The 22,906-nt window shown below is 70.8% G+C and carries 21 protein-coding genes and 1 pseudogene; 7 read left to right on the forward strand and 15 right to left on the reverse strand.

Annotated elements, in window-relative coordinates; genetic code table 11:
• Nucleotides 1-279: 279 nt before the first annotated feature.
• The 4 genes from K7862_RS06565 to K7862_RS06580 form a co-directional block, all read right to left on the reverse strand.
• Nucleotides 280-894 (reverse strand): fasciclin domain-containing protein, encoded by a 615-nt coding sequence (locus tag K7862_RS06565; RefSeq protein WP_222961458.1) that lies wholly within the window; start codon nt 892-894, stop codon nt 280-282.
• 255 nt (nt 895-1,149) lie between these two features.
• A complete protein-coding gene (locus tag K7862_RS06570; RefSeq protein ID WP_222961459.1) occupies nt 1,150-2,226 on the reverse strand; it encodes an ABC transporter substrate-binding protein in 1,077 nt (358 codons plus the stop codon).
• 94 nt (nt 2,227-2,320) lie between these two features.
• A complete protein-coding gene (locus K7862_RS06575) occupies nt 2,321-3,196 on the reverse strand; it encodes an ABC transporter permease (RefSeq protein WP_222961460.1) in 876 nt (291 codons plus the stop codon).
• Complete coding sequence (locus tag K7862_RS06580) at nt 3,193-4,053, reverse strand: ABC transporter ATP-binding protein (protein WP_222961461.1); 861 nt, start codon at nt 4,051-4,053, stop codon at nt 3,193-3,195. Before K7862_RS06580 ends, K7862_RS06575 begins: the two co-directional genes overlap by 4 nt.
• 314 nt (nt 4,054-4,367) lie before the next feature.
• On the opposite strand from K7862_RS06580, the gene K7862_RS06585 reads away from it, so the two are divergent.
• Complete coding sequence (locus tag K7862_RS06585) at nt 4,368-6,035, forward strand: sensor histidine kinase (protein ID WP_308011881.1); 1,668 nt, start codon at nt 4,368-4,370, stop codon at nt 6,033-6,035.
• Complete coding sequence (locus K7862_RS06590; RefSeq protein WP_222961462.1) at nt 6,032-6,721, forward strand: response regulator; 690 nt, start codon at nt 6,032-6,034, stop codon at nt 6,719-6,721. The genes K7862_RS06585 and K7862_RS06590 overlap by 4 nt, the downstream gene beginning before the upstream one ends.
• A gap of 69 nt (nt 6,722-6,790) precedes the next feature.
• On the opposite strand, the gene K7862_RS06595 is transcribed toward K7862_RS06590, so the two are convergent.
• The gene (locus K7862_RS06595) at nt 6,791-7,756 is read right to left on the reverse strand and encodes an acyl-ACP desaturase (RefSeq protein WP_308011882.1); all 966 of its coding nucleotides are present in this window, start codon (nt 7,754-7,756) and stop codon (nt 6,791-6,793) included.
• A gap of 404 nt (nt 7,757-8,160) precedes the next feature.
• Entirely contained in the window at nt 8,161-8,670 is a 510-nt protein-coding gene (locus K7862_RS06600; protein WP_222961464.1) for a DUF2231 domain-containing protein, read from the reverse strand.
• A gap of 307 nt (nt 8,671-8,977) precedes the next feature.
• Between K7862_RS06600 and K7862_RS06605 the strand changes: the two genes are divergently transcribed.
• Both K7862_RS06605 and K7862_RS06610 read left to right on the forward strand, forming a co-directional pair.
• On the forward strand, nt 8,978-9,181 hold the full coding sequence (locus tag K7862_RS06605; RefSeq protein ID WP_030846597.1) for a cold-shock protein: 204 nt from the start codon (nt 8,978-8,980) through the stop codon (nt 9,179-9,181).
• Nucleotides 9,182-9,522: 341 nt separating this feature from the next.
• Nucleotides 9,523-11,034 (forward strand): DEAD/DEAH box helicase, encoded by a 1,512-nt coding sequence (locus tag K7862_RS06610; RefSeq protein ID WP_262412756.1) that lies wholly within the window; start codon nt 9,523-9,525, stop codon nt 11,032-11,034.
• A 210-nt stretch (nt 11,035-11,244) separates the two neighbouring features.
• On the opposite strand, the gene K7862_RS06615 is transcribed toward K7862_RS06610, so the two are convergent.
• The 4 genes from K7862_RS06615 to K7862_RS06630 form a co-directional block, all read right to left on the reverse strand.
• The gene (locus K7862_RS06615; protein WP_222961465.1) at nt 11,245-11,682 is read right to left on the reverse strand and encodes an ATP-binding protein; all 438 of its coding nucleotides are present in this window, start codon (nt 11,680-11,682) and stop codon (nt 11,245-11,247) included.
• 274 nt (nt 11,683-11,956) lie between these two features.
• Entirely contained in the window at nt 11,957-13,426 is a 1,470-nt protein-coding gene (locus K7862_RS06620; protein WP_222961466.1) for a cation:proton antiporter domain-containing protein, read from the reverse strand.
• Between the two features lie 114 nt (nt 13,427-13,540).
• Nucleotides 13,541-14,785, reverse strand: a complete 1,245-nt coding sequence (locus K7862_RS06625; RefSeq protein ID WP_222961467.1) for a polysaccharide deacetylase family protein — start codon at nt 14,783-14,785, stop codon at nt 13,541-13,543.
• A gap of 150 nt (nt 14,786-14,935) precedes the next feature.
• On the reverse strand, nt 14,936-16,648 hold the full coding sequence (locus K7862_RS06630; RefSeq protein ID WP_222961565.1) for a chloride channel protein: 1,713 nt from the start codon (nt 16,646-16,648) through the stop codon (nt 14,936-14,938).
• A gap of 205 nt (nt 16,649-16,853) precedes the next feature.
• Between K7862_RS06630 and K7862_RS06635 the strand changes: the two genes are divergently transcribed.
• From K7862_RS06635 to K7862_RS06645, 3 genes are all read left to right on the forward strand, one after another.
• Complete coding sequence (locus tag K7862_RS06635) at nt 16,854-17,390, forward strand: MarR family winged helix-turn-helix transcriptional regulator (protein ID WP_222961468.1); 537 nt, start codon at nt 16,854-16,856, stop codon at nt 17,388-17,390.
• Between the two features lie 226 nt (nt 17,391-17,616).
• Nucleotides 17,617-17,904 (forward strand): hypothetical protein, encoded by a 288-nt coding sequence (locus K7862_RS06640; protein WP_222961469.1) that lies wholly within the window; start codon nt 17,617-17,619, stop codon nt 17,902-17,904.
• Between the two features lie 143 nt (nt 17,905-18,047).
• Entirely contained in the window at nt 18,048-19,004 is a 957-nt protein-coding gene (locus K7862_RS06645) for a cytochrome c oxidase assembly protein (RefSeq protein WP_372461515.1), read from the forward strand.
• A 66-nt stretch (nt 19,005-19,070) separates the two neighbouring features.
• On the opposite strand, the gene K7862_RS06650 is transcribed toward K7862_RS06645, so the two are convergent.
• From K7862_RS06650 to K7862_RS06670, 5 genes and pseudogenes are all read right to left on the reverse strand, one after another.
• Nucleotides 19,071-19,832 (reverse strand): class I SAM-dependent methyltransferase, encoded by a 762-nt coding sequence (locus K7862_RS06650; protein WP_222961470.1) that lies wholly within the window; start codon nt 19,830-19,832, stop codon nt 19,071-19,073.
• Between the two features lie 62 nt (nt 19,833-19,894).
• Nucleotides 19,895-20,187: pseudogene (locus K7862_RS06655) on the reverse strand (SpoIIE family protein phosphatase); the annotation flags it as partial.
• A gap of 65 nt (nt 20,188-20,252) precedes the next feature.
• Entirely contained in the window at nt 20,253-21,410 is a 1,158-nt protein-coding gene (locus K7862_RS06660) for a lactonase family protein (protein ID WP_222961471.1), read from the reverse strand.
• A 157-nt stretch (nt 21,411-21,567) separates the two neighbouring features.
• The gene (locus tag K7862_RS06665; RefSeq protein WP_222961472.1) at nt 21,568-21,906 is read right to left on the reverse strand and encodes an STAS domain-containing protein; all 339 of its coding nucleotides are present in this window, start codon (nt 21,904-21,906) and stop codon (nt 21,568-21,570) included.
• A 252-nt stretch (nt 21,907-22,158) separates the two neighbouring features.
• Entirely contained in the window at nt 22,159-22,482 is a 324-nt protein-coding gene (locus tag K7862_RS06670; protein WP_222961473.1) for a SpoIIE family protein phosphatase, read from the reverse strand.
• Between the last annotated feature and the right edge of the window lie 424 nt (nt 22,483-22,906).

Below are 22,906 nucleotides of genomic sequence, written 5' to 3' on the forward strand. Positions count from 1 at the left end.
AGGCTTCCTTTGTCCGTCCTAGCTTCGTCCTAAGGCCACGTCAGACGGGCAGTCGGCTCCGCCGAAGCGGCTCCGCTGCCGCGGGGCGAACAAGGAGACAGGCCGAGCAAGGGCCCCGTCCGCATGAAGCGGACGGGGCCCAAGGCTTACTGAAGGCCGCCCTGGCGGCGATGGCTGCCCAGTGGCCTGGACGGAGCCGGCTCCGCGGCCGGACAGCCGTGCGGGCCTTCGCGCGGCACGAAGGATCCGTACCGCGCGAAGGCCCGTTCCGCCTCCCGCTCAGCTGGGCGGCATCAGCACGGTGTCGACGAGGTACACGGTGGCGTTCGCGGTCGGGATGTTGCCGCAGACGATGTTGGCGGTGTTGTTCACCTTGAAGCTCGTGCCCGAGCCGGACGTCGTGAGCTTGGAGCCCTCGAGCGTGGTGAACGAGCCGTTGGGCAGCTCCGCCTTCGTCACGTGCTGCTGCACCACGTGGTACTCCAGCGCCTTCTTCAGCTGCGTCGGATTGTTGACCAGGGTGGTCCGCTGGGAGGACGACAGCTTCTGCCAGGCGGCGTTCGTCGGTGCGAACAAGGTGATGTTGTTCGACGTGTCGAGCGTGTTGGCGAGCTTGGCGCGGTTGACGTAGCTGACCAGCGTGCTCAGCAGCGGATTCCCGGTCGCCGCGGCCACGACCTTCTGCTTGGCCATGACGGCGGCGCTGCCCGCTCCGGTCGTGGGCAGCGAGGAGCAGCCGGGGCCGAAGATGCCGGCGGAATTGGTCGAGGTAGGGGTCGGCGAGGGTGAGCTGCTCTGCGCGTTCGCCGCGGGTGCCAGACCGCCGATGCTCAGCGGGATGGCGACGGCGGCCGCCGCTACGGCCGTGGTGAAGCCGGTACGTGACAGTGCCATGGAATCGAACCTCCAGGAGCAGGCGGAGGCCGGGGGCGAATCGTTTTCCGCCTGCGGGCCGTGTCCCCGTGGAAGGCGTCCTGCCTGCAAGAGAGCAACGTGGTTCGGTTGTGTCCCCCACAGCAAGGTAGCGGCGGGTGTGCCCCTCCGCACCTCGAGGCGCCCTCCGGCCGTGGCGCCGCCCCGGCCAGAGGGGGCCTCGACCGATGTGGCATCTACAAGCTTGTAGACGCCACACCGCGGAGCGTGGATGCCTCAGCCGTCGGCGCCGGCCGGCGTCGTGGTCGTGGTGAAGCCCTCCTTCTTGTTCGCGCTGAGGGCGAAGTCGTTGGTGAACGTCGCGCTCAGGTCCACCGACGACGTCACGGCCCCGACCATCTTCTCGGTCGCCAGCGCCGTCTTCGGGCCGCCGGCAGGCATGATCCCGTCGGGCAGGAACTGCCCCTTGTCCTCGTTCAGCGCCGTGATGTAGTCGGCCTTGGTGACCAGCTGGTTCTGCACGAATGACTGAGGCAGCTTGTCGGCGATGTCGGCCGCGCTGTGCGTGTTGATCCAGTGCATGGTGGCCACCAGCGCGTCGACGACCTTCTGCGTCGCGTCCTTGTGCGCGTTCACCCAGTCGGTGCGGGCGAGGACACCCGCGGCCGGGAACGCGCCGCCCAGTGCGGCCTTGGCGCCGTCCGTCGTGGCCAGGTCGACTGCGGAGGTGCCGACCCCCTTCTTCTGGATCGCGGCGACGGTGGGCTGCGTCGTCATGACGCAGTCGGCCTTGCCGTTCTGCAGCGCGGCCACCGCGGTGGAGCCGGCCCCGACCGCGAGCCGGTGGAACTCGCCCGGCTTCACGCCTTTCTGCGCGGCGATGGCCTGGGTGAGGGTGTCGGTGCCGGACCCGAGGTCGGTGACGCCCAGCGTCTTGCCCTTGAAGTCGGCACCGGACTTCACGCCGCTCTTGGCGGTGCACATCTCCCGCTCGCCGGGCGCGCCGGACAGCTGGACGACGTCCTCGACCGCCTTGCCCTTCGCCTGGAATTCGATCGTGTGGTTGTACCAGGCGCCGGCCATGTCCACCTGCCCGGACGCCATGGCTTCCTCGGCGCCGACACCGCCGTCCTGCTCGGTGCTCAGCACGACCTTGACGCCGTACTTCTTGTAGAAGCCGAGGCTCTCGGCGAGCTGGTAGGGCAGGTAGATCTGCTTGTCGATGCCGCCGACCATGAGCCTGACGGTCGGGGTGCCGCCGGAGGCGGAGGACCCGGAGTTGCCGGAACACGCGGAGGCGGCGCTCAGCGCGAGGACGGTGACGAGCGTTGCGGTGAGGGTTCTCTTGGACATGACGGGGCCGGCACCTTTCGGGGAGTGGTACGCACGGAAGTGGCGCATGGGAGGGAAGGGAGAACGCGGCAGGAGCGGCGGACGGCGGGCCGGATCAGAGGGAGTTGGCCTCGGTGGGCGCCGGCGGCCGCCACGACAGCAGCCGGCGTTCGAGCTTGCCGATCAGCCATTCCGCGCCGAGCACGATGACCGCGATGACGAGCATCGTGGCGAACACGCCGTTGGGATCGAAGTTGTTCTGCGCGGTCTTGATGACCAGGCCCAGCCCGCTCTGCGCGCCGAGCACCTCGCCGACCAGCGCGCCGACGATGGCGAAGCCGAAGGCGCTGTGCAGGCTGGCGATGATCCAGGTCAGTGCCGAGGGCACGACGACATGGCGGGTGATCTGCATCCGGGAGGCCCCGAGCACCCTGACGTTGGCGAGGACGCTGCGGTCGACCTCGCGGACGCCCTGGAAGGCGTTGAAGAAGACGATGAAGAACACCAGAACCGCGGCGAGCAGGATCTTCGGCGTCACGCCGATGCCGAAGGCGACGATGAAGATCGAGCCGAGGACGATGCGCGGAATGGCGTTGACCATCTTGATGTAGGGGCCGAGGACGTCGGAGAGGTAGCGGCTCTGGCCGAGCGCGACACCGAAGACGACCCCGGTGACGGCACCCACGGCGAAGCCGGCCAGCGCTTCCTGGATGGTGGTCCAGATGTTCTGGTAGAAGGAGCCGAACTGGGTCCCGTGCTGGAAGAGTTCGACGAGCCTCTTCCAGATGCCGGAGGGCTGCCCGTAGAAGAACGGGTCGACGATGCCCCACATCGTGGACAGCTGCCAGCCACCGATGACGAAGGCCGCGAGGGCGATCCGGCCCGCCCACACGAGAGCGGTGCGACGACGCGCGGCACGCCGGGCGGTCCTCGCGGCCCCGTCCTTGACGTCGGCGATGGCGGTGGTGGAAGCGGTGGATGCCGTCGTCATGCCGCGCCTCCCGCGGTGAGGGCGTAGGCGCGCTCGACCTCTTCGCGCAGCGTGTCCCAGATCTGGTGCTGGAGTTCGATGAACCGGGGCTGGAAGCGGATCTCCTGGACCGATCCGCGCGGCCGGGGCAGGTCGATGTCGAAGACCGCCTTGACCGAGCCCGGGCCCGAGGTCATCACGACCACCCGGTCGGCGAGTGCCACCGCTTCGTCGAGGTCGTGGGTGATGAAGATGACGGACGGCCGGATCTGCTCCCACAGACTCAGCAGCTCGGTCGACATGATCGCTTTCGTCTGCACGTCGAGGGCGCCGAACGGCTCGTCCATGATCAGGATCCTGGGTTCGTTGATGAGGGCCGCGGCCATCGCGACGCGCTTGCGCATGCCGCCGGACAGCTGATGCGGGTAGCGGTCCTCGAAGCCGGCGAGTCCGACCCGGCGCAACCAGTCACGCGCCGAGGCCTGAGCCTGCTGCTTGGGCACCCGGCGGAAGACCGGGCCCATCAGCACGTTGCCGAGGACCGTCTTCCAGGGCAGCAGGGCGTCGGTCTGGAACATGAAGCTGACGCCGTCGGTGATGCCCTCCACCTCGCGGCCGCCGACGCGGACGGACCCCTCGCTGGGCCGGTCGAGGCCGGACACCATGCTCAGCGTCGTCGACTTGCCGCAGCCGGTCGGGCCCACCACCGCGCAGAACTGGCCGGGCTCCACGGTGAACGAGACGCCGTCCAGCGCCGTGAACACCTCACCGGCCGGGGTCAGGAATCGTTTCGTGAGCCCGGATATCTCGATGCGTGCGTCCGCCTGGTCCGCCGCACCGGTGCCCGGGCTCGTCGCGACATCGTTGCGCGAGGCCATGAGGGACCGCTTCCTTCCGTGGTTCGGGGTTCCCCGGCCGTTCCGCGTGGATCCGCCGGGCAGTGCGTCCGGAGTTCCTCACAGGCCGAGGAAGGCAGACGCTAGAGACGGCCCGGCGTTACGTCGCTGTTTCCGAGCTATCCCGCGATAGCCGCGTAACCAGGACTTCTGCTCGTTTTGCTCAGTGGGCGGAGGCTGGGCAGCGCCCTGGCCGTGCGGCACAATCGCGCCACCCGCACATCCAGGAAGACCTTCCCGGAGCGAGCGTCCGACGGGCGCCCGGCACGACGCGTCACCGCAACGAAGAGGTACCCGTGAAACCCATCCGCTTCCGGGCAGGACGCGGCGGAAGGCGACGGCTTTCCACCCGGATCCTCGCCAACGAGCTCGCCATCCTCGCGCTCACGGGCCTGATCGGCTTCGTCCTGTTCGCGTTCGTGCAACGTGCCGAACTCGACCGGTCCTACGAGCAGCGGGCGCTGGCCATCGCCAGCATCGCAGCAGCGGACCCGCAGATCCGGCACGCGACCGAGTACGGGGACCCCACCCACGTGGTGCAGCCCGTCGCCCAGCGCATCTGCAAGGCGGCCCACGCGTCGTACGTGGTGGTGATCGACCTGCACGGCGTACGGCACTCGCACCCCATGCCGTCTCTCATCGGGAAGCGGGTCGCCGAGCCGATTGTGGTCAGGGACGGCCGCACTCATGTCGGCATCGACCAGGGCGCGCTGGGCCGGTCCGCCAATGCCAAGGCCCCCCTGACGAGCACTTCCGGTGCACTGGTCGGAGAGGTGTCCGTGGGCATCCCGGAACGCGCGGTGCTCAGCGAGCTGTGGTTCGAGCTGCCCACCTTCGGGCTCTACGCCGCGATCGCCACCGCGATCGGGGCGGCAGCCGCGTCGCTGCTGGCCCGGCGGCTGAAGCGGACCACGTTCGGCCTGGAGCTGGAGGAGATCGCCTGCCTGCTGCAGGACCGCGAGGCCATGCTGCACGGCATCCGGGAGGGAGTGGTCGCCGTGTCCCCCGACGGACGGATCACCGTCGTCAACGACGAGGCCCGGCGGTTGCTCGGCATCGGCACGGCGCTCGGCCAGCGGCTGGACGAGCTGCTGCCCGACGGCCGGCTGCGCCGCGCCCTGGACGGCACCCTGACCGGAACCGACGTCAGCGTCCTGACCGACGACCACTGCCTCGTCGTCAACCGTATGCCGGTCAGCCTGCAGGGCCGCGCGCTGGGCGCCGTCGTCACCGTCCGCGACCGCACCGAACTGATCGGCCTGCTGCGTGAACTGGACTCCGTACGCGGGCTCACCGACGCTCTGCGGGCCCAGCAGCACGAGTTCACCAACCGGATGCACACGCTGGCCGGGCTCCTGGACATCGGCGAGCACGAGTCCGCCTACGACTACGCCATCGAGACGGCCCGCTCCGGTCAGGCCCTGACCGAGGCCGTCCGCCGCCACATAGGCAACTCCCTGATGGTCGGGCTCATCGTGGCCAAGTCCACCGTCGCCGCCGAACGGGGCGTGACGATCGCCCTCACCGACGACTCCGCGCTCGGCGACGACCCACCGCACCTGCGCCGGCTGCTGACCATCGTCGGCAACCTGCTCGACAACGCGGTCGACGCGACGGCCGAGGCGCCACGCCCGGAGGAGGGGCGCCGGATCCTGCTCACGGTGACCGAGGCCGACGACCTCATCGTCGTACGCGTCGCGGACAACGGCCGGGGCATCGCCCCGGGCACCGCCCAGTCGATCTTCGAGGACGGCTGGTCCACCCGCCCCGAACGGGGCACCGCGCGCCGCGGCCTGGGACTCGCCCTGGTGCACCGACTGGTGCAACGGCACGGGGGCACCATCACGGTCAGCGAGGGCCCCGGCGCGGTCTTCACGGTCGTCCTGCCCCAGCCGGGCGCGGAGCCGGCCCGTCAGGGCGCGCTGTTCACGAAAGCACTGCCGATGGGAAGTGACCTCGGATGATCAGAACCCTCGTGGTGGACGACGACTTCCGGGTCGGCCAGCTCCACAGCGACTACGTACGCCGGGTGCCCGCGTTCGACGTGGTGGGCAGGGCCGTGAACGTGGCCGAGGCTCTGGACGCGGTCCGCGCCCTGGCTCCGGACCTCCTGCTGCTGGACATCTTCCTTCCCGACGGCAGCGGGCTCGACATCCTGCGGCGGCTCAGCCAGGACCACGCCGACAGCCGCCCCGACGCACTGGTGATCACCGCCGACCACGACGTCTCCACCGTGCGGGCCGCGATGAAACTCGGGGCCGTCGGCTACCTGGTGAAGCCGTTCGGCTCCGCCGACCTCGCCGAGCGCCTGGGCGCCTACCGTGAGTTGCGGGACCGTGCGGAGGCCCTCAGCCGGACGTCCAGGCCCGATCAGTCCGACGTGGACGCGTTGTTCAGCGCGGCCCGGCCGCCCGCCGTCCCGCGCATCCCGGCCAAGGGCCACTCCGCGCCGACGCTCAGCGCGATCCACCAGGCGCTGCGCGCCGACCCCGGCGCGCTGTCGGCGGCCGAGGCCGCCGAGGCGACGGGTGTCTCCCGGGCCACCGCGCAGCGCTATCTGTCCTACCTCGTCAAGGAGGGCACAGCCCGCCTGGAACTTCGCTACGGCACCAACGGCCGTCCCGAACACCGCTATCGGCTGAAGCGCTGAGCCTCTCCTCGGCGGGCGGACCGGTCTCCGCGCCACCGACGGCTACCGGACGAAACCGCCCCCGCCACGTCAGGCGCGGGCCTGGCGGCGGGCGAGCAGGGCCGCGCGACGCTCGTCGAAGCGCACCGCCTGGTCGTTCAGCCCGCCCATGAAGAGCCCCAGTTCCTCCTGCGCACGCAGTCCCGTCGGGCCGAGTCCACCGCGCTCGAGCACCTTGAGATGGCGCAGCACCGGCAGCAGCACGTCGTCGTGGTGGATCCGCAGGTTGTAGACCCCTCCGACGGCGATCCGGGCCGCCGCGCGCTCGAAGCCGGGCATTCCGTGCCCCGGCATCCGGAAGTCCACCACGACGTCGCGGATGGCGACCAGGGCCAGGTCCGGAGCGAGCTCGAGCGCCGCGGCCAGGAGGTTCCGGTAGAAGACCATGTGCAGGTTCTCGTCGGTCGCGATCCTGGCGAGCATCCGCTCGCACACCGGATCACCGGACTCGCGGCCGGTGTTGCGGTGCGAGACCCGCGTGGCCAGCTCCTGGAACGCCACGTAGGCCACCGAGTGCAGCATGCTGTGGCGGTGGTCGTGCTCGAAGCCTTCCGACATGTGCTGCATCCGGAACCGCTCCAGCTCGCACGGGTCGACCGCCCGGCTGGCCAGCAGGTAGTCGCGCATCACGATCGCGTGCCGGCCCTCCTCGGCGGTCCAGCGGTGCACCCAGGTGCCCCAGGCGCCGTCGCGGCCGAAAAGAGTGGCGATCTCGTGGTGGTAGCTCGGCAGGTTGTCCTCGGTCAGCAGGTTCACCACCAGCGAGATCCGGCCCACCTCGGAAACCTTGGACTGCTCCGGCGCCCATGCCTCACCGCCGAGCACGCCGTCGAAGTTCCGGCCGTCGCTCCAGGGCACGTACTCGTGCGGCATCCACTCCTTGGCCACGCCCAGGTGCCGGTCGAGTTCGCCCGCCACCACCTCCTCCAGGGCGTGGAGCAGGGCCGCGTCGCTCCACGCGTCGGAGGGGGCGAGGTACGGCGAAGTGAGGGGCACGAGTACTCCTGAGGGGGTGGGGATCGAGCCGCGACGGAGAGGCGACCGCATCGGAACGGCAGGGTCGCGACGGACACGTGTCGCGCCGGACCTGCACGGCAGCGTCCGCCCGAACGTTCACGAACGCCGCGGACCAGACGACCACGGGTGGCGTGGGCGTGGCAACGGTTTGAGGCACCGATGCACACACCGGCACGGAAAGGCGAGCGAGTACGGACCCGCTCGGATGGATTCGATCGCGGGCGGCAAACTTTCCGTACAGTACTACATGACGTAGAACCGTCGAACCGGGACGGTGGCACGCTGAGTGGGCTCGGCGACGCGACGCGGCGCGCCGTACGCCTCCGCCCCGCCCCGCCCCGCCCCAGCGGTCAGGCCCCGGGGACCGGGGAACGGGCCCAAGGTCAGCGGCCCTGCCACACGGCCTTGGCCCCGGAATCGCCGATCCGGTAGACCTGCACCACCGCTCCCACCCCCACGACCAGCGCCAGCACCACCGCCACCACGCGTACCGCCGCTGTGGTCAGGGACAGCCGGTCCACCCAGGTGCCTCCCTGACCGCCGCCTGCCCGCACGACACGCCGTACGAAGCCGCGGTGCACGACCCACAGCACCACTGCCACCGCGAAGATCCCCACACTCCAGGGCAGCAGGTCGCCGCCCATCTCCGTGTGGTGTTCCACCGCCGCGGTCTCCGGCACGCGCTCCTGCAGCGACTCCCCGGCGTCCGTCGCCAGCGGGACCGACGCCAGGGCCACCAGGGCCAGCAGCGGCAGCGCCACCCCCGTCCTGCGCATCACCGCGGGCCACGCCGCGCACACCACCAGCACCAGCGCCGACAGCGGCACAAGGACGACCACGGCGTGGACCCACAACGGGTGCGCCGGAAGCCCATTGATCGTCGTGGTTCCCACATCGACTCCACGCTCGGCAGGGAGGGTACGGCCACCGTAGAGGGCGCGTGGCCGGCGCCGACGACGGCGCGCGTAGCGGCGCGTCAAGCCGTGGGCCGGCGGCGTGTCGCACCCGCACGGCCGTCGCTTCCGTGCTACGTTGTCGATCAGTTGCAGTTGTGGTTCCCAAACTTCAAGTGCTCTCATCACCCTCGGTGGTGGGAGCACTTTTGTTTTTCCGGGTCTGTGTCCCGGGTGGGGCGATCATCGCGGCGACACGGAGGCCGCGGTGTGCGGCTCCGGGTACTGCCCCCGAAGGAGATATGACATGGCTACTGGCACCGTGAAGTGGTTCAACGCGGAAAAGGGCTTCGGCTTCATCGAGCAGGAGGGCGGCGGTCCTGACGTCTTCGCCCACTACTCGAACATCGCCACGTCCGGCTTCCGCGAGCTCCAGGAAGGCCAGAAGGTGACCTTCGACGTCACGCAGGGCCAGAAGGGCCCGCAGGCCGAGAACATCGTTCCTGCCTGACGATCGGCACGCGCGGAGGCCGGGGCCCGCACCTTGGGGTGCGGGCCCCGGCCTCCGGTTGTTCGCAGGGCCCCCGAAGCAGGGGCGCCGCGGTCCGATGACGACCGCACCCACCCCACCGGAGACCACAGGGGGCGGAACCCGCCCGCCGGCCTCCCGTCACCGCGTTCGCCGTCGCCTTCTCTGTGCGGCGGCCCGACAGCGGTTCTCTCTCCCGAGAGCGTCCCGGGCAGTCCGCTGCCCGTCCGGACCTCACTTTTCATCGGTCCGTCCTTGCGATTCCCCCGCGTGTGGTTTCCGCCCCGGAATTCCTCGACGTACCGCGCCGAGGAAGGCTTTGCATGAAGAGCACCACCATGCGTACGCAAGACCCGTCGTTCCGCACACGTTCGAAGGGATCCGACGGCCGTTTCGCCGGTGCCCGCGACGGCCGCCGCCATGGCCGGGGCCGTTCGGCCCCGGGCCGGCCGGTCGCGCCGCAGGGCGAGTTCGCCCTGCCCGTCACCGTCACCCCCGCGATCCCGGCGGTGGAGGCGTTCACCGCGCTGACCATGCCCGACCGGCTGCTGGCGGAACTCGCGCACCAGGGCATCACCGTCCCGTTCCCCATCCAGGCCGCCACGCTGCCCAACACCCTGGCCGGCCGTGACGTACTGGGGCGCGGCCGCACCGGGTCGGGCAAGACGCTTGCCTTCGGTCTGGCGCTGCTGGCCCGTACAGCCGGACAGCGCGCCGAGCCCCGGCAGCCGCTGGCCCTGGTCCTGGTGCCCACCCGGGAACTGGCCCAGCAGGTCACCGACGCGCTCACCCCGTACGCCAGGAGCGTCCGCCTGCGCCTCACCACTGTCGTCGGCGGCGTGTCGATCGGCCGGCAGGCCGGCGCGCTGCGCGGCGGGGCGGAGGTCGTCGTGGCCACGCCGGGGCGGCTCAAGGACCTCATCGACCGCGGCGCGTGCCGGCTCGACCGGGTTGCCATCACCGTGCTGGACGAGGCCGACCAGATGGCGGACATGGGCTTCATGCCACAGGTCACCGCGCTGCTCGACCAGGTGCGGCCGGGCGGCCAGCGCATGCTGTTCTCGGCCACCCTCGACCGCAACATCGACCTGCTGGTCCGCCGCTATCTCTCCGACCCGGTCGTCCACTCCGTCGATCCCTCGGCAGGTGCGGTCACCGCGATGGAGCACCATGTCCTGCAGGTCCACGCGGCCGACAAGGACGCCACCACGACGGAGATCGCCGCCCGCGACGGCCGGGTCATGATGTTCCTGGACACCAAGCACGCGGTCGACCGCCTCACCCGGCACCTGCTCGACAGCGGCGTGCGCGCGGCGGCGCTGCACGGCGGCAAGTCCCAGTCACAGCGCACCCGTACGCTGGCCCAGTTCAAGACCGGCCACGTCACCGTGCTGGTCGCCACCAACGTGGCCGCCCGGGGCATCCATGTCGACAACCTCGACCTGGTCGTCAACGTCGACCCGCCGAGCGACCACAAGGACTACCTGCATCGCGGTGGCCGCACCGCCCGCGCCGGCGAGTCGGGCACCGTCGTCACTCTGGTGCTGCCCCGTCAGCGCCGCGATGTGAGCCGGCTCATGAGCACCGCCGGCATCACCGCGCAGACCACCCAGGTCCGCTCCGGCGATGCCGAACTGAGCCGTATCACCGGCGCCCAGGCGCCGTCCGGCATCCCCGTCAGCGTCTCCGCGCCGCCGGCCGAGCACCCCCGCCGCACCGGCGCCCCCGTCCGCGGTCGACGTGGCCGGCCTGCCCCGAGCCGCGGCTCGGCCGCACCGGCCCGCTCCCGGAACGCGCCTTCCGCACAGGCATCCGCGTCCACAACCGCGGCGTGACGCCCCGCCCCGGTCTCGCTGCGGCCGACCGCTGAGCGGCAGCAGCCCTCTCCCCTCCGGCGACCCGGCGTCGCCATGGCAGCGGCCGTTGGGGATCGGCTCGGCACGGCGCCTCATCGCCGTGCCGAACCGAGGTGCCCCATCAGAAGTCCTGGGGATCAGTCGGTCGACATCGTCGCCCGGGTTGTCCACGGCCCTGGCTCCCCAAGGTCATGCCAAGGACATGACGGCACGTACGGCCTTCCCACCTGGGGTCTGACGGCTGTACACGTTCTTGGCCAGCGCCATGACGATGTGCAGGCCATGCCCCCCGACGCGTTGTGGTGCGAACGGCTGCGGGGTGGGCCGCTGTGCACTCGTGTCCGACACCGTCAGCGCCAGCTCGACACCGACCAGCTCCAGGGTCAGCGCGCAAGGCCCCGGCGCGTGGCGCATCGCGTTGGTCAACAGCTCGGTCACCACGAGCACGACGTCGCCGCACCGGCTCAACTGGACCCGGTCGTCGGCTCGCGCAGCCCGACGCAGGAAAGCCGCTGTGAAGTCTCGGGCCCGCGAGCACGCGGCGGGATCACCGGAAAAGGCGGCGGCCGCTCGCAGCACGTCGCTTCGAGGTGCGACGTTGTCATCTCCAGGTGGCGTCTTATCCACGAGCTGCTCCCCCCTTCGTGAACGGACGCGTGCCCCTGCGTTTCGGACCGCCGGGGACTCTCCGGCAGGGGAGAGCGCGCACTCGACACGTGGCGAGCAAGCTGCACACTAGCCGCAAACTTTGCCCTAAGCAAAGGTTTCCCGCGGATCAGCCCGGCACAGCCCTCGACGCGTCCTCCGGTGGCGGCCCCTGGGGACTGGTGTCCGACCGGACGGGTTCGGGTAGCCGTAGGGCTGCTGTTCGGTAGGCGGCCCGCACCGACCCCGTGCCCGGTCAGGGCGCAGCACGGGTGAACAGGTGGGCCGCGCAGTCGGGCTCGTCGGGGTCGGTGAGAGCAAGGATCTGGTCGCCGGCCTGCAGGCGAGTGCGGCCGGTCACCGCCAGGGGCTGGTCGTCCCGGATGGCGAGGCTGATCCACACCTCGTCGGGCAGGTCCAGGTCGATGACGAGGCTGCCGTCCGCCGGGGAACCGGGCTCGATGCGCCAGCGGCGCATTCCCTCGGGACGGGACCGGAGCCGGACACCCACCGCCCAGGGTTCGAGTTCGCTGCTGTGCATCGGGATGCCGCACCAGCGCGCGAGGGCGGGCACGGCGGCGCCCTGGACGATGACCGAGAGCGCGACGACGACGAAGACGACGTCGTAGATGCGCTGGGCGTGACCCACGTGGCTGGTCAGCGCGTAGCTTCCCAGCAGGATCGGCACGGCGCCCTTCAGGCCCGCCAGGGCGATGAAGACCCGCTCTCCGGTGCGGAGTCTGATCAATGGCAGGAGCAGGGCCATGGCCGCGGGCCGGATGACGAGGGCGAGCAGGCCGGCCAGCAGGAGGCCCGCTCCCCAGGCGTGCTCGTGGGCGAAGGTGTGCAGCGGAATGGTCAGGCCCAGGGCGATGAAGACGACGATCTCGGCGATCGCGGCGAGGGAGGAGTGGACGCGCTCGATCTCCGCCTTGTAGGGCGCTCGGACGTCACCGAGCAGGATCCCGGCGGTGAACACGGCAAGGAATCCGGAACCGTGGGCGACCGCTGCGACACCGAAGACGGCGTAGGCGCCGGCGAGGGTCCGCAGCGGGTACAGACCCTCGCTCGGCAGCGGCACCTTGCGGATCAGCCACCCCAGCGCCCACGCGCCCGCGACACCGACAGCGGCGCCGATGACCATCTGCTCGACGAACACGGCCGCCCCCTGGCCCACCGCCGCTCCCCCGGTGTGCGAGCCCGCGGACAGCAGCGCGGCCATCAACGAGATGCCGACGGGATCGTTGGCACCCGACTCGCCCTCCAGCAGGGTGCCGCTGCGTCCGCTGATCTCCCGGCGGCCCAGCACCGAGAAGACCACCGCCGGGTCGGTCGGCGACAGGGCCGCTCCCAGCAGCAGCGCGCCCTGCCAGCCGAATCCGGCGAGCCAATGAGCGGCGGCGGTGACGCCCGCGGCGGTGAGGAAGGTGCCGGCCACGCCGGTCCACACGATGGCGCCGGCCGTCGTCCGGAACCGCTGCCAGCCGATGTTCATGCCGCCGTCGAAGAGCACGGCGATCAGGGCGACGGTGACCACGTCCTGGGTGACCGTCACCGACCCCGGAGTCAGGGAAGGGAAGACGTCGGAGGCGATCGCGGCCGCCACCAGGAAGAGCGCGGGCGCCGGGATGCGGGTGCGCTCGGTCAACCGGTGCGAGGCCACCGCGAAGCTGGCCACGACGGCGGCGATCAGGACGACGACCGCGAACGACTCGGCGTGGTCCATCGAGGGTGGCCTCCATCAGAACAGGTCGGCGGAACAGTCTGCCCAAATGTGCCTGATGGAGGAAATCCACGGACGAGCGGGGTACGGGGCGGTGTCGCCCCGCGGTGCTCGGTGTCAAAGTGACCGGGTGAACTCCGCCCAGCCCTCGGCGGGTTGCTTGCCCACGTCCAAGGTGCGGAGTTTGGACAGCATCGCGGGGTCCTGGGCGTCGAGCCAGTTGACGTACTGCTTGAACGAGACCATCCGGACGTCGTCGGCGTTCAGGGACGCGATGTGCTCCAGGACGCCCTGGACGGCGTCCATGTAGATGCCGCCGTTCCACTGCTCGAAGTGGTTGCCGATGGAGAACGGCGCCCGGTTGGTCTCATAGGCCCGCTGGAAGCCGGCGATGTAGGAAGCGGTGGCCTGCTGCCGCCAGTAGGGGTAGTTGCGCGGGTCGGACTTCGTGGCCGCGTGGGACTGGTTGGCCAGCATGTTGTAGTCCATCGACAGGACCTCGAAGGAGTGACCCGGGAACGGAATGAGTTGGAGCGGCAGGTCCCACAGTCCCTGCTTCTTGGACGGCCAGACCTGGTTGCCGCCGGGCCCGCTGGCGTCGTAGCGAAGCCCCAGCTTGGCGGCCGTCGGCAGCCACTGGTCCTGCCCCAGCAGGCACGGGGTGCGGCCGCCGGCGAGCTCCTTGCGGTAGTCGAACGGCAGCGTGGCCACGTCGGTGAAACCGGTGTTGGTCTTCCAGTGGGTGACGAAGTCGATCGCCTGGTCGATCTCGCTCTCCCACTGCGCCGGCGTCCAGTTGCCGACGCTGCCCCGGCCGGTGCAGAAGTGGCCGTTGAAGTGCGTGCCGATCTCGTGGCCCTCCAGCCAGGCCAGGCGCAGTTGTTCGAGGGTCGTCTTGATGTGCTCGTCCTTGAAGTACCCGATGTCGGAGGCGCCGACGGGGTTGTTCGGCGGCCGGTACAGGTCCTTCTTCGATTCCGGCAGGCAGTACAGGCCCGACAGGAAGAAGCTCATCTTCGCGTTGTGCTCTCGCGCGAGGTTGCGGAAGCGGGCGAAGAGGCCGTTGTCGAGTTCACCCGCGCCGTCCCAGGAGAAGATGACGAACTGCGGCGGCTTCTGGCCGGGTTCGAGGCGTTCAGCGGTGGGCTGGTGGGGCTGGGCGCCGGTGTCGGACGTGGAGCCGTCACCGATGGGCACGCCCTTGGGCTGGCCCCCGCCGACCGACCGATGGCCTTCCGGCGGGGCGGCGCCGTCGCCGTGTGGGGCGTCCGCGGTGCGGGTGCCGGCGGCGCATCCTGTCGCGGCGGCGAGGGTGGCCCCCGCGGTCAGGCCGAGCAGACTCCTCCGGGTGATCGGGCACATGTGTGTTCCCCGTTCTCATCGGGTCGGCGTCAGGGGCGCCGGCTTTCTTGCACAGTGCTTCTTTGCACAATGCATATGAATTACCCGGATAATCTGACTTATTGTCCGCCAATCGGATGGAGTGCGAGATTTCGCTGGTCGGCTTGCCGGTCAGACGGCCGGCATCTGAGGCTGTGGCGGGGTGGCCTGCGCCGGGGTGTGCATGGCGGTCAGTACGGACTGATGGGTGATCCAGCCGACCAGTTCGTGATGGGAGTCGTCGAGGACGGGCAGGCCCGAGCCCTCGGCGGCCACCAGGGCGTCCAGGGCCGTGGACAGGTCGGTCTCGGCGTCGACGGGCTTGGGGAGATGGGTGATCGCACGGACGGCCGTTTCGTCGTGCAGGCCGTCGGCGAGGGCCTCGGCGACGGCACGGGCGGTGGCGGTGCCCAGGTAGGTGCCGTCGTCGGCCAGGACGGGAAGCGTGCCGTGAACCGAGCGGGCCAGGGCGACGGCGGCGTCGGACAGGCGCAGGGAGCCGTCCAGCGGTCCGGGCAGGGATTCCATGACCGCGCGGACCCGCAGGCCGGTGAACGCCGCCGCGGTGGGCTTGTCGTCGATGTCGATGCCGCGGCGGCGCAGCTTGAGCGTGTAGACGGTGTCACCGGTCAGGGTGCGGCTGACGCCGGTGGCCAGCACGATCGCGGCCATCAGCGGCAGGATGATCGTGTACTCGCCGGTCAGCTCGAACAGGATGACCACCGCGGTGATGGGGGCCCGGGCCGCCCCGGCGAAGACCGCACCCATGCCGATCAGCCCGTAGGCGCCGACCGGCCCGGCCACCCCGGGGGCCAGGTGGTGGGCGATCGCACCGTAGGCGGCCCCGAAGGCCGCACCGATGAACAGCGACGGTGCGAAGACCCCGCCCGAGCCGCCGATGCCGATGGTCAGGCTCGTCGCGAACGCCTTGGCCACCACGAGCACGAGCAGGAAGCCGATCGCGTATCGTCCGTCGATCGCCTTTCCCAGGACGGGGTAGCCGACGCCGTACATCTCGGGCAGGAAGAGCAGCAGGAGCCCCAGCAGCAGCCCGCCGACCGCGGGCCGCGCCCACTCAGGCCCGCGCCAGGCCCAGTCACACGCGTCCTCGACCCAGTACAGGATCCGGGAGAACCCGACTCCCACCGCACCGGCCAGCACACCCAGCAGCGCGAAGAGCAGGTACTCCGGCAGGTGGGTGACCGCGAAGGCCGGCGGGCTCAGGAACGGGTGATTGCCGAATGCCGCCCTGCCGATGATGCTCGACGTCACCGAGGCCAGCACCACCATGCCGAACGCCTCGGCGGTGAAGTCGCGCAGGATCAGCTCCATCGCGAAGAACACCCCGGCCAGCGGCGCGTTGAACGTCGCCGCGATGCCGCCTGCGGCGCCGCAGGCGACGAGCACCCGCATCCGGTCCTCGGCCACCTTCACCAGGCCGCCCAGCGTCGACCCCAGAGCGGAGCCGATCTGCACGATCGGCCCCTCGCGGCCCACCGATCCGCCGCCGCCGATGCACAGCGCGGAGGCCAGGGACTTGACCACCGCGACCTGCGGGGCGATCCGGCCGCCGCGCCTGGCGACGGCGTACATCACCTCCGGCACCCCGTGGCCGCGCGCCTCGCGCGCGAAACGCTGGACCAGAGGCCCGTAGACCAGCCCGGCGAGCACCGGCGCCAGCACCACGAACCACCGTCCGAGCCACGGCACGTGCGGATTGGCGGCATGTCCCGCTGCCGAATAGTCCGCGTGTCCGGCCAGCAGTCGCGTGCAGGTCTGGATCAGCCACCGGAACGCGATCGCCCCGAGCCCGGCACCGCACCCGACCACAAGGGCGAGCACCAGCAGTCCACTCTTCGCTTCGCGCAGGGAGGTGACGACGGCGGGCACGCCGGTGCGGACGCGCAGGACGGTGGCCGGGGCAGCACTGTGGGAGCGGGGACGATTCAGCATGTTTGCATTATGCAACACAAATGCTTGCCGTGTGCAAAATGCGACGGCGGTCGATCAGGAGTGCAGCACGGCCCGGCCAAGGCGGTAGAAAGGATGCATGCCCAAGCGTGCAACCGAAACGGCCGACCCATCGACCACGGACGAGGTCACAGCCGCCGCACCTCACGACGAGGTGGCCGACGACGTGGTCACCGCAGTGCTGACCGCGTCCCGCCTGCTGGTCTCGGTCTCCGCGCGCTCGCTGGCCGCCGTCGAGGAGACACTGACCCTGCCGCAGTTCCGGATGCTGGTCGTCCTCGAAAGCCGGGGCGCGATGAACATCTCCAGGCTGGGCGAACACCTTGACGTCATCCCCTCCACCGCCATGCGCATGGTCGACCGCCTCGCCACCGCCGCCATGCTCGACCGCACAGCCAATCCGGACAACCGTCGCGAGATCCTCATCAGCCTCACCGACAAAGGGCGCAGCACCGTCCGGCTCGCCACCGAGCGGCGGCGCTCGGAGATCGCCCGCATCGTCGCGGCCATGCCCCGCAGCCAGCGCAGCGGCCTGATCAAAGCCCTGGAGGCCTTCGCCGCGGCCGGCGAGGAACCACTCGCGGGCAGGAAGCCGGCCGGCGACCTCGGCTGGTGAGCGCAGGGGGTGGTGCGGAGGGCACCCGGCCACTTTGGCATGATGCAAAGATGAACCGGAACGTGCCCCGCACAAGCCTGCGGCGAACGGCCACCCCCACCACCCCGCCACCCCCACCAGTCCGAGCCCCACCGGGAAGCCCGGCCAGGTTGCCGTCGATACCGGTGACATCGACCTGAGCATCACGCACGCCACCGTCCGCCTCGACCCGTCGGGGAACGGGGTGTTGGCGATGACGCTGCACAACGGCGGCCCGGCGCCCGAGCACCTCGCCATGGTCGCCACTCCAGGCGGTGGACGCGGCACCCTCCAGGGCAGCCGCACCCGCGGCGACGGCGAACTCGACAGCGCCGGAATCCTCGTCCGCCCCGGCGCGACCGTCACCTTCGGCGGCTCAGGACCGCAGATCCGGTTCACCGGCATGCAGGCGCGGAAATCGCGCATCATGCCCCTGGCGCTCGAATTCGGCATCGCCGGGCTCATCCATCTCGATGCGATCACCCAAGGGCCGTGACCGGCGCAGCCGCACGGCGATGGACTTCCCTGCCCCTCACTTCGACCCGCGGCCCGCATCGGGTGGCCGCCCTGGAGATGCCCATGCTCGCCGCCGCCGCGCTGTTTCCTGCCGATGCGATGCCGGGCATGCGGGCACCGGCGATGAGCGGGCCGATGTGGATGCCGTCGGACCCGCCGACGGCGGGCCGGCTGCTGGCCTGGCACCCGCAGCCGCTCCCCGTCGAGCCCCTGGCCTGTCTCCTGGCGTTGGCGCTGTACGGAGCAGCCGTGGTGCGGCTGCGGCGGCGCGGCGACCCGTGGCCGATCGCTCGGTCCCTGGCCTGGACGACCGGCGTCGCCACCGTGGCAGCGGTGACCTGCACCGGCATCGGCGGCTACGGGATGACGCTGTTCAGCGTCCACATGATCCAGCACATGGTGCTCTCGATGCTCTCGCCCATCCTGCTGCTGCTCGGCGCCCCGGTGACCCTGGCCCTGCGCGCCCTGCCGACGGCCCAGCGGGGCAGAACCGGCCCGCGTGAGCTGCTCACCGCCTTCCTGCGCTCCCGGTTCGCCGCCGTCGTCTCCTCGCCCCTGTTCACACTTCCGCTGTTCATCGCCAGCCTCTACGGGCTCTACTTCACGCCGCTGTTCGACTGGGCCATGCACAGCTGGGCCGGCCACGAGTGGATGCTCGCCCACTTCCTGGCCGTCGGACTGCTGTTCTTCTGGCCCATCATGGGCATCGACCCGGCCCCGCACCGCCCCGGCCACCTCCTGCGGATGCTGGAGCTGTTCATCGGCATGCCCTTCCACGCCTTCTTCGGAATCGCCGTGATGATGTCCAACGGCCTCCTCGTCGACTGGTTCGCCCACCCCCCGGTCGGATGGCACATCTCAGCACTCGGCGACCAGACCACCGGCGGCGCCATCGCCTGGGCCTTCAGCGAGGTCCCGACGCTGGTGGTCCTGCTGGCCCTTCTCGCGCAGTGGTACCGCTCGGACACCCGGGCAGCCGCCCGCGCCGACCGCCAGGCAGGACGCGACAACGACGCCGAACTGACGGCCTACAACGCCTACCTCGCGCAACTGGCAGCAGCCGACCGCACAGCCGGGTGACGGGCGAAGGAGGGATCCACCCGGTCGGCCCGGCGGCTGCCGGTAGGTCGGCGGACGAGCGGGGCATCACGCCTGAGCGGCCACCAGCAGATCGACCACGTAGATCTCCTCCACCACCTCATCCGGGAAGATCTCCCGCAGGCGCATCCGCTCCTCGCCGAGGAAGGCACGGTTGGCGTGCGGGCCGAGCACAAGGAGCGCCGAGCGACTGCCGATGTTGGCGAGGTGCGTATCGAGGGAGACCGTGCGCTGCCAGCGGATCTGGCGGCGAGTGACGCGCAGGCCGCTGAGCCCTGCCAGCCGGACGGCCTGCTCGTCGTCGGGGCGCTGGGAGGAACGCGCGGGCACGTTGCAGTGAGCGGCGATGCGCTCGTGCTGGGCGCGGATCCACGGAACGTCGAAGGCGGTGGTGTTCCACCAGATCGCCAGCGCACCGCCCGGGAGCAGGACACGCAGCGCCTCAGGCACGGAGCGGCCGGTGTCGGTCCACTGCCACGACTGCGCGTACGTGATGAGGTCCTGCGAGGAGCCGGCAAGCGGCAGGGCGTTGCCGTCCCCCCGCACGATCGGCACATCAGGGAGCACACGGCGGCACTCCGAGGCCATCGCGTCACCGGGCTCTACGGCGACGACGTCGGCACCCCGCTCGCGCAGGAGCCTGGTCGCGATCCCGGTGCCCGAACCGACGTCGGCGACACGGAGACCCGCCAGCGGACGTCCCAGGAACCCCTCGATGGCATCGAAGAGCGTGAGCGGATATGACGGGCGGTTCGCCTGGTACTGGGCGGCCGCCGAGTTGAACGCATGAGCACGTGAGCCGACGGTCATCTCCCCATCATCACCCGCGAGACAGCGTGCCGGATCGCGGGCGACCCGCCCGGCCGTCACTCGCGCAGGATCAAAGGCGGCGGGTGCCCGTAGTTGACGAGAGTCACCTGCTCCCCCCGCCCGACTTCGGCGATGATGCCGGTGACAAACTTCTCGGCGCCCATGTCGCGTTCCGCCGCACGCTCCACTCGCCCGCCGACCGCCCCGAGGTCCGCTTCGTCGTAGAGGTCTCCGCGACGCGCGCCTCGGCGACCGCCGAAGTGCAGATGACGGCCACCCGCAACGGTCCAGCGCTGCACGGCGCCGGACGCAGCAGCACCGCCTGCGCGACCTCGGCGATGGAACGAACGCCGGCTCAGCGGCGTGGCGGGCCGCCGGCCACAGCTCGGCGAGGGCTGCGGCCGGCGGCTGCGACGACGGTCAGCCGACGACGATGCCTTCGCCTCCGATCGCGCCGGGCACGGTCACCGAGCCGATCCGGGTCAGTGCGCCGTCGGGACGGATCCGGAAGGCGTCGACGATGCCCTGGCCGCCGGTCTGCACATACAGGTACCGGCCGTCGGGCGACGCCGCGCTGTCCACCGTCCCCGGGTCGGTGGGCGTGGTGCCCAGCGGGACCAGGGCGCCGTTCCGTCCGACCCGGTATCCCGAGAGGGTGTTCGAGCCCGCGTTGGAGGCGTACAGCAGGTGGTTCGTCGCGGTGATCCAGCAGGTGGCCATCTGACCGGTCAGCGCGCTGCCGCGTGAGGAGAGCGTGCCGTCGCGGTGGAGGGTGAAGGTCTCGACGGCGTTCGGACCCGCCTCGGTGACCTGCAGGCGGCCCTCAGGGTCGAAGGCGAAGCCGAAGGGCACGGCTCCGGGGACGGTGGTGACGACCGGGGCGCCCGGCCTGCCGTCCCGGAGCAGGGGGAAGACGTCGATGCTGTTCGCTCCGGCCTTGGTGGTCACGACGAGCTTGCTCCCGTCGGGCGTGAAGGAGATCTGCCCGGGGGTGTGGGTGAACTGCGGGGTCGCGTCAGGGTCCAGCCCCAGCTCGCGATGCCAGGCGTCCACCCCGGTCAGCTGGTCGCCCCGCCGCTCGAACCCCTGGATGGATCCGCCGTCGAGGGCGTTGAGCACCCACACCCGATTGCCGTGGAACGTCACACTCACCGGGAAGGCTCCGCCGGTGGGAATGATCTGGGTGCGCTGCAGCCTGTCGCCGTGCACCGCGAAGACCGTGAGGGTGTCGCTGCCCGCGTTGACCGCGTAGAGCAGTCCGGCGGCGCGGTCGTAGGCCAGCGACCCTTGGGATGCCAGGTGGTCCACCACGGATCCGTTCAAGACACCGCCCCGGCCGCCGGTGGCGTACACCGCCCGGCGGATGAGGGCGCCGCTCGGAGCTCGCCGATATGCGACCACGGTGTTGGCCGCGGTGTTGTCCGACTGGGCGAACAGCACCCCCGCGCCGCCCGACCGATGGCCGCCGCCGGTCGCGCCGGTGGTCGCGGACGCCGTCGTGACCGGGGCGAGAAGGAGCGCGGTCGCGACCGCCGCCGTGATGTGCACTCCTGCGCGACCGCAGATTCGAACCTTCATGTGTGCTGCCTCTCCCTTGCGAAGCCGGGGGTCTGACGCAACACATTGCGGCCGCAGGCACCCTGAGCCGCGTCGGCGCCGCCGCTCCGGGCCGTGGCGTCATCCCCTCGGCGGACGTGATGCTCCAGCGGGAGCGCTCAGGGAGTGTCCGGAGCTCTCAGGGGTTCAGAGCTGACTGGACTGTCGGATACAGCGCGAGGACGTGGTCGAGGCCGGCGATCTCCAGTACGCGCCGCACCGCGTCCTTGGCGCCCGCCAGGGCCAGCCTGCCGCCCGTGTCGGTCAGGTCCCGGTGGGCGCGCAGCAGCGCGGTGAGGCCTACGGAGTCGATAAACGTCACGCCCGCGACATCGGCCACCACGACCGGAGCTCCCGCTGAGCGGACCAAAGCCCCGTCCAGGACATCGAGCGTCGTGAAATCGATCTCACCGGTCAGACCGAGCACCACGCCCCCGCCGACGGCCTTCTCCTGCACTTGCAGACGCGTAGGCGTCATTGCGGCTCCCTGTGATGCCGTCGGCTCCCCGCGTTGCGTCAAACCGGGCGGCTGCAGGCGCTCGTGTCGGCACCGACGGTGCCTTGATCGATCATTTGTACACCTTTTCCGTGGCGGACCGATGTGGCGGCCTCGTGGGTCCTGAAGACTCGCCCTCTCCGCCATGGCCTCCCGCGGCTTGGAAACGCCCGTGCCTCACTTCTTCCGCGTGTGCCGCCAGGGCGGTCCGCTTCTCCTGACCACGTCCGGGCGTCAGGTAGGGCTGCCCCGGTGCTCGACGAGCCCGTCCGTGTAGAGGAGCAGCAGGCCACCCGCGGGCAGGACGCGGGTGCCCTCGGCACGTGGGGGCGAGCCGATGGCCGAGTGGACGAGGGGCCCGTGCTCGTCCATACGGTGCACCATGCCGTCGGGCGCGACCAGGAGCGGGGGCGGATGGCCGGCGTCCAGGTCAGGTGCCGTGCTCCGGGCGACACCGCTGCCGATTCCGCGAAGGTCCGCAGGTGGGCGTGCGCGAGCGCGCCGCTGGCGCCGACACCGAGTGCGATGTCGGCGCGCTCCATGGCGGCGACCGCTCATGCCGATCCGGCCCGGGGTGGTCGTGCTCCGCCTACCGGAGAACGCTGCACAGCTGGCCCGTGAGCGTGGCGGCGTGCATGTCGTGGCCGGTGATGTCGCCGATGCTCACGGCGATCTCCGCCGCGCCCGGGACCGGGACGATGGGCCGGGGAACGGTGTCCGAGCGGTCGACGTCACCATCCTCTGCCTGTGGCGGCCGCGCCTCAACGCAGCGGGTGATGACGAGGCTGTCCGGGCAGCGGAACCCGGAGCAGTACGACCGCCGCACGCCCCCGGCAGAGCGGAAATGCACCCGTCCGGGTGGGCACGTACGGTGGAAGGAGGCGTGATCGGCGGGTGGTTGCTTCCGTGGTGAGACGCCGCCGGCGATCCGTTTCCTGAGGATCACCGATCACGGGCCGGCACCCGGGACGACATCCGAGCA

The organism is Actinacidiphila acidipaludis (genome assembly GCF_019890725.1).
Taxonomy (GTDB): domain Bacteria; phylum Actinomycetota; class Actinomycetes; order Streptomycetales; family Streptomycetaceae; genus Actinacidiphila; species Actinacidiphila acidipaludis.

Bases quoted from the DNA above. Each gene is read 5' to 3' on its own strand.
- K7862_RS06565 (WP_222961458.1), bottom strand. From the start codon at position 894: ATGGCACTGTCACGTACCGGCTTCACCACGGCCGTAGCGGCGGCCGCC.
- K7862_RS06570 (WP_222961459.1), bottom strand. From the start codon at position 2,226: ATGTCCAAGAGAACCCTCACCGCAACGCTCGTCACCGTCCTCGCGCTG.
- K7862_RS06575 (WP_222961460.1), bottom strand. From the start codon at position 3,196: ATGACGACGGCATCCACCGCTTCCACCACCGCCATCGCCGACGTCAAG.
- K7862_RS06580 (WP_222961461.1), bottom strand. From the start codon at position 4,053: ATGGCCTCGCGCAACGATGTCGCGACGAGCCCGGGCACCGGTGCGGCG.
- K7862_RS06590 (WP_222961462.1), top strand. From the start codon at position 6,032: ATGATCAGAACCCTCGTGGTGGACGACGACTTCCGGGTCGGCCAGCTC.
- K7862_RS06605 (WP_030846597.1), top strand. From the start codon at position 8,978: ATGGCTACTGGCACCGTGAAGTGGTTCAACGCGGAAAAGGGCTTCGGC.
- K7862_RS06610 (WP_262412756.1), top strand. From the start codon at position 9,523: ATGAAGAGCACCACCATGCGTACGCAAGACCCGTCGTTCCGCACACGT.
- K7862_RS06620 (WP_222961466.1), bottom strand. From the start codon at position 13,426: ATGGACCACGCCGAGTCGTTCGCGGTCGTCGTCCTGATCGCCGCCGTC.
- K7862_RS06625 (WP_222961467.1), bottom strand. From the start codon at position 14,785: ATGTGCCCGATCACCCGGAGGAGTCTGCTCGGCCTGACCGCGGGGGCC.
- K7862_RS06635 (WP_222961468.1), top strand. From the start codon at position 16,854: ATGCCCAAGCGTGCAACCGAAACGGCCGACCCATCGACCACGGACGAG.
- K7862_RS06645 (WP_372461515.1), top strand. From the start codon at position 18,048: ATGAGCGGGCCGATGTGGATGCCGTCGGACCCGCCGACGGCGGGCCGG.
- K7862_RS06650 (WP_222961470.1), bottom strand. From the start codon at position 19,832: ATGACCGTCGGCTCACGTGCTCATGCGTTCAACTCGGCGGCCGCCCAG.
- K7862_RS06660 (WP_222961471.1), bottom strand. From the start codon at position 21,410: ATGAAGGTTCGAATCTGCGGTCGCGCAGGAGTGCACATCACGGCGGCG.
- K7862_RS06665 (WP_222961472.1), bottom strand. From the start codon at position 21,906: ATGACGCCTACGCGTCTGCAAGTGCAGGAGAAGGCCGTCGGCGGGGGC.
- K7862_RS06670 (WP_222961473.1), bottom strand. From the start codon at position 22,482: ATGAGCGGTCGCCGCCATGGAGCGCGCCGACATCGCACTCGGTGTCGG.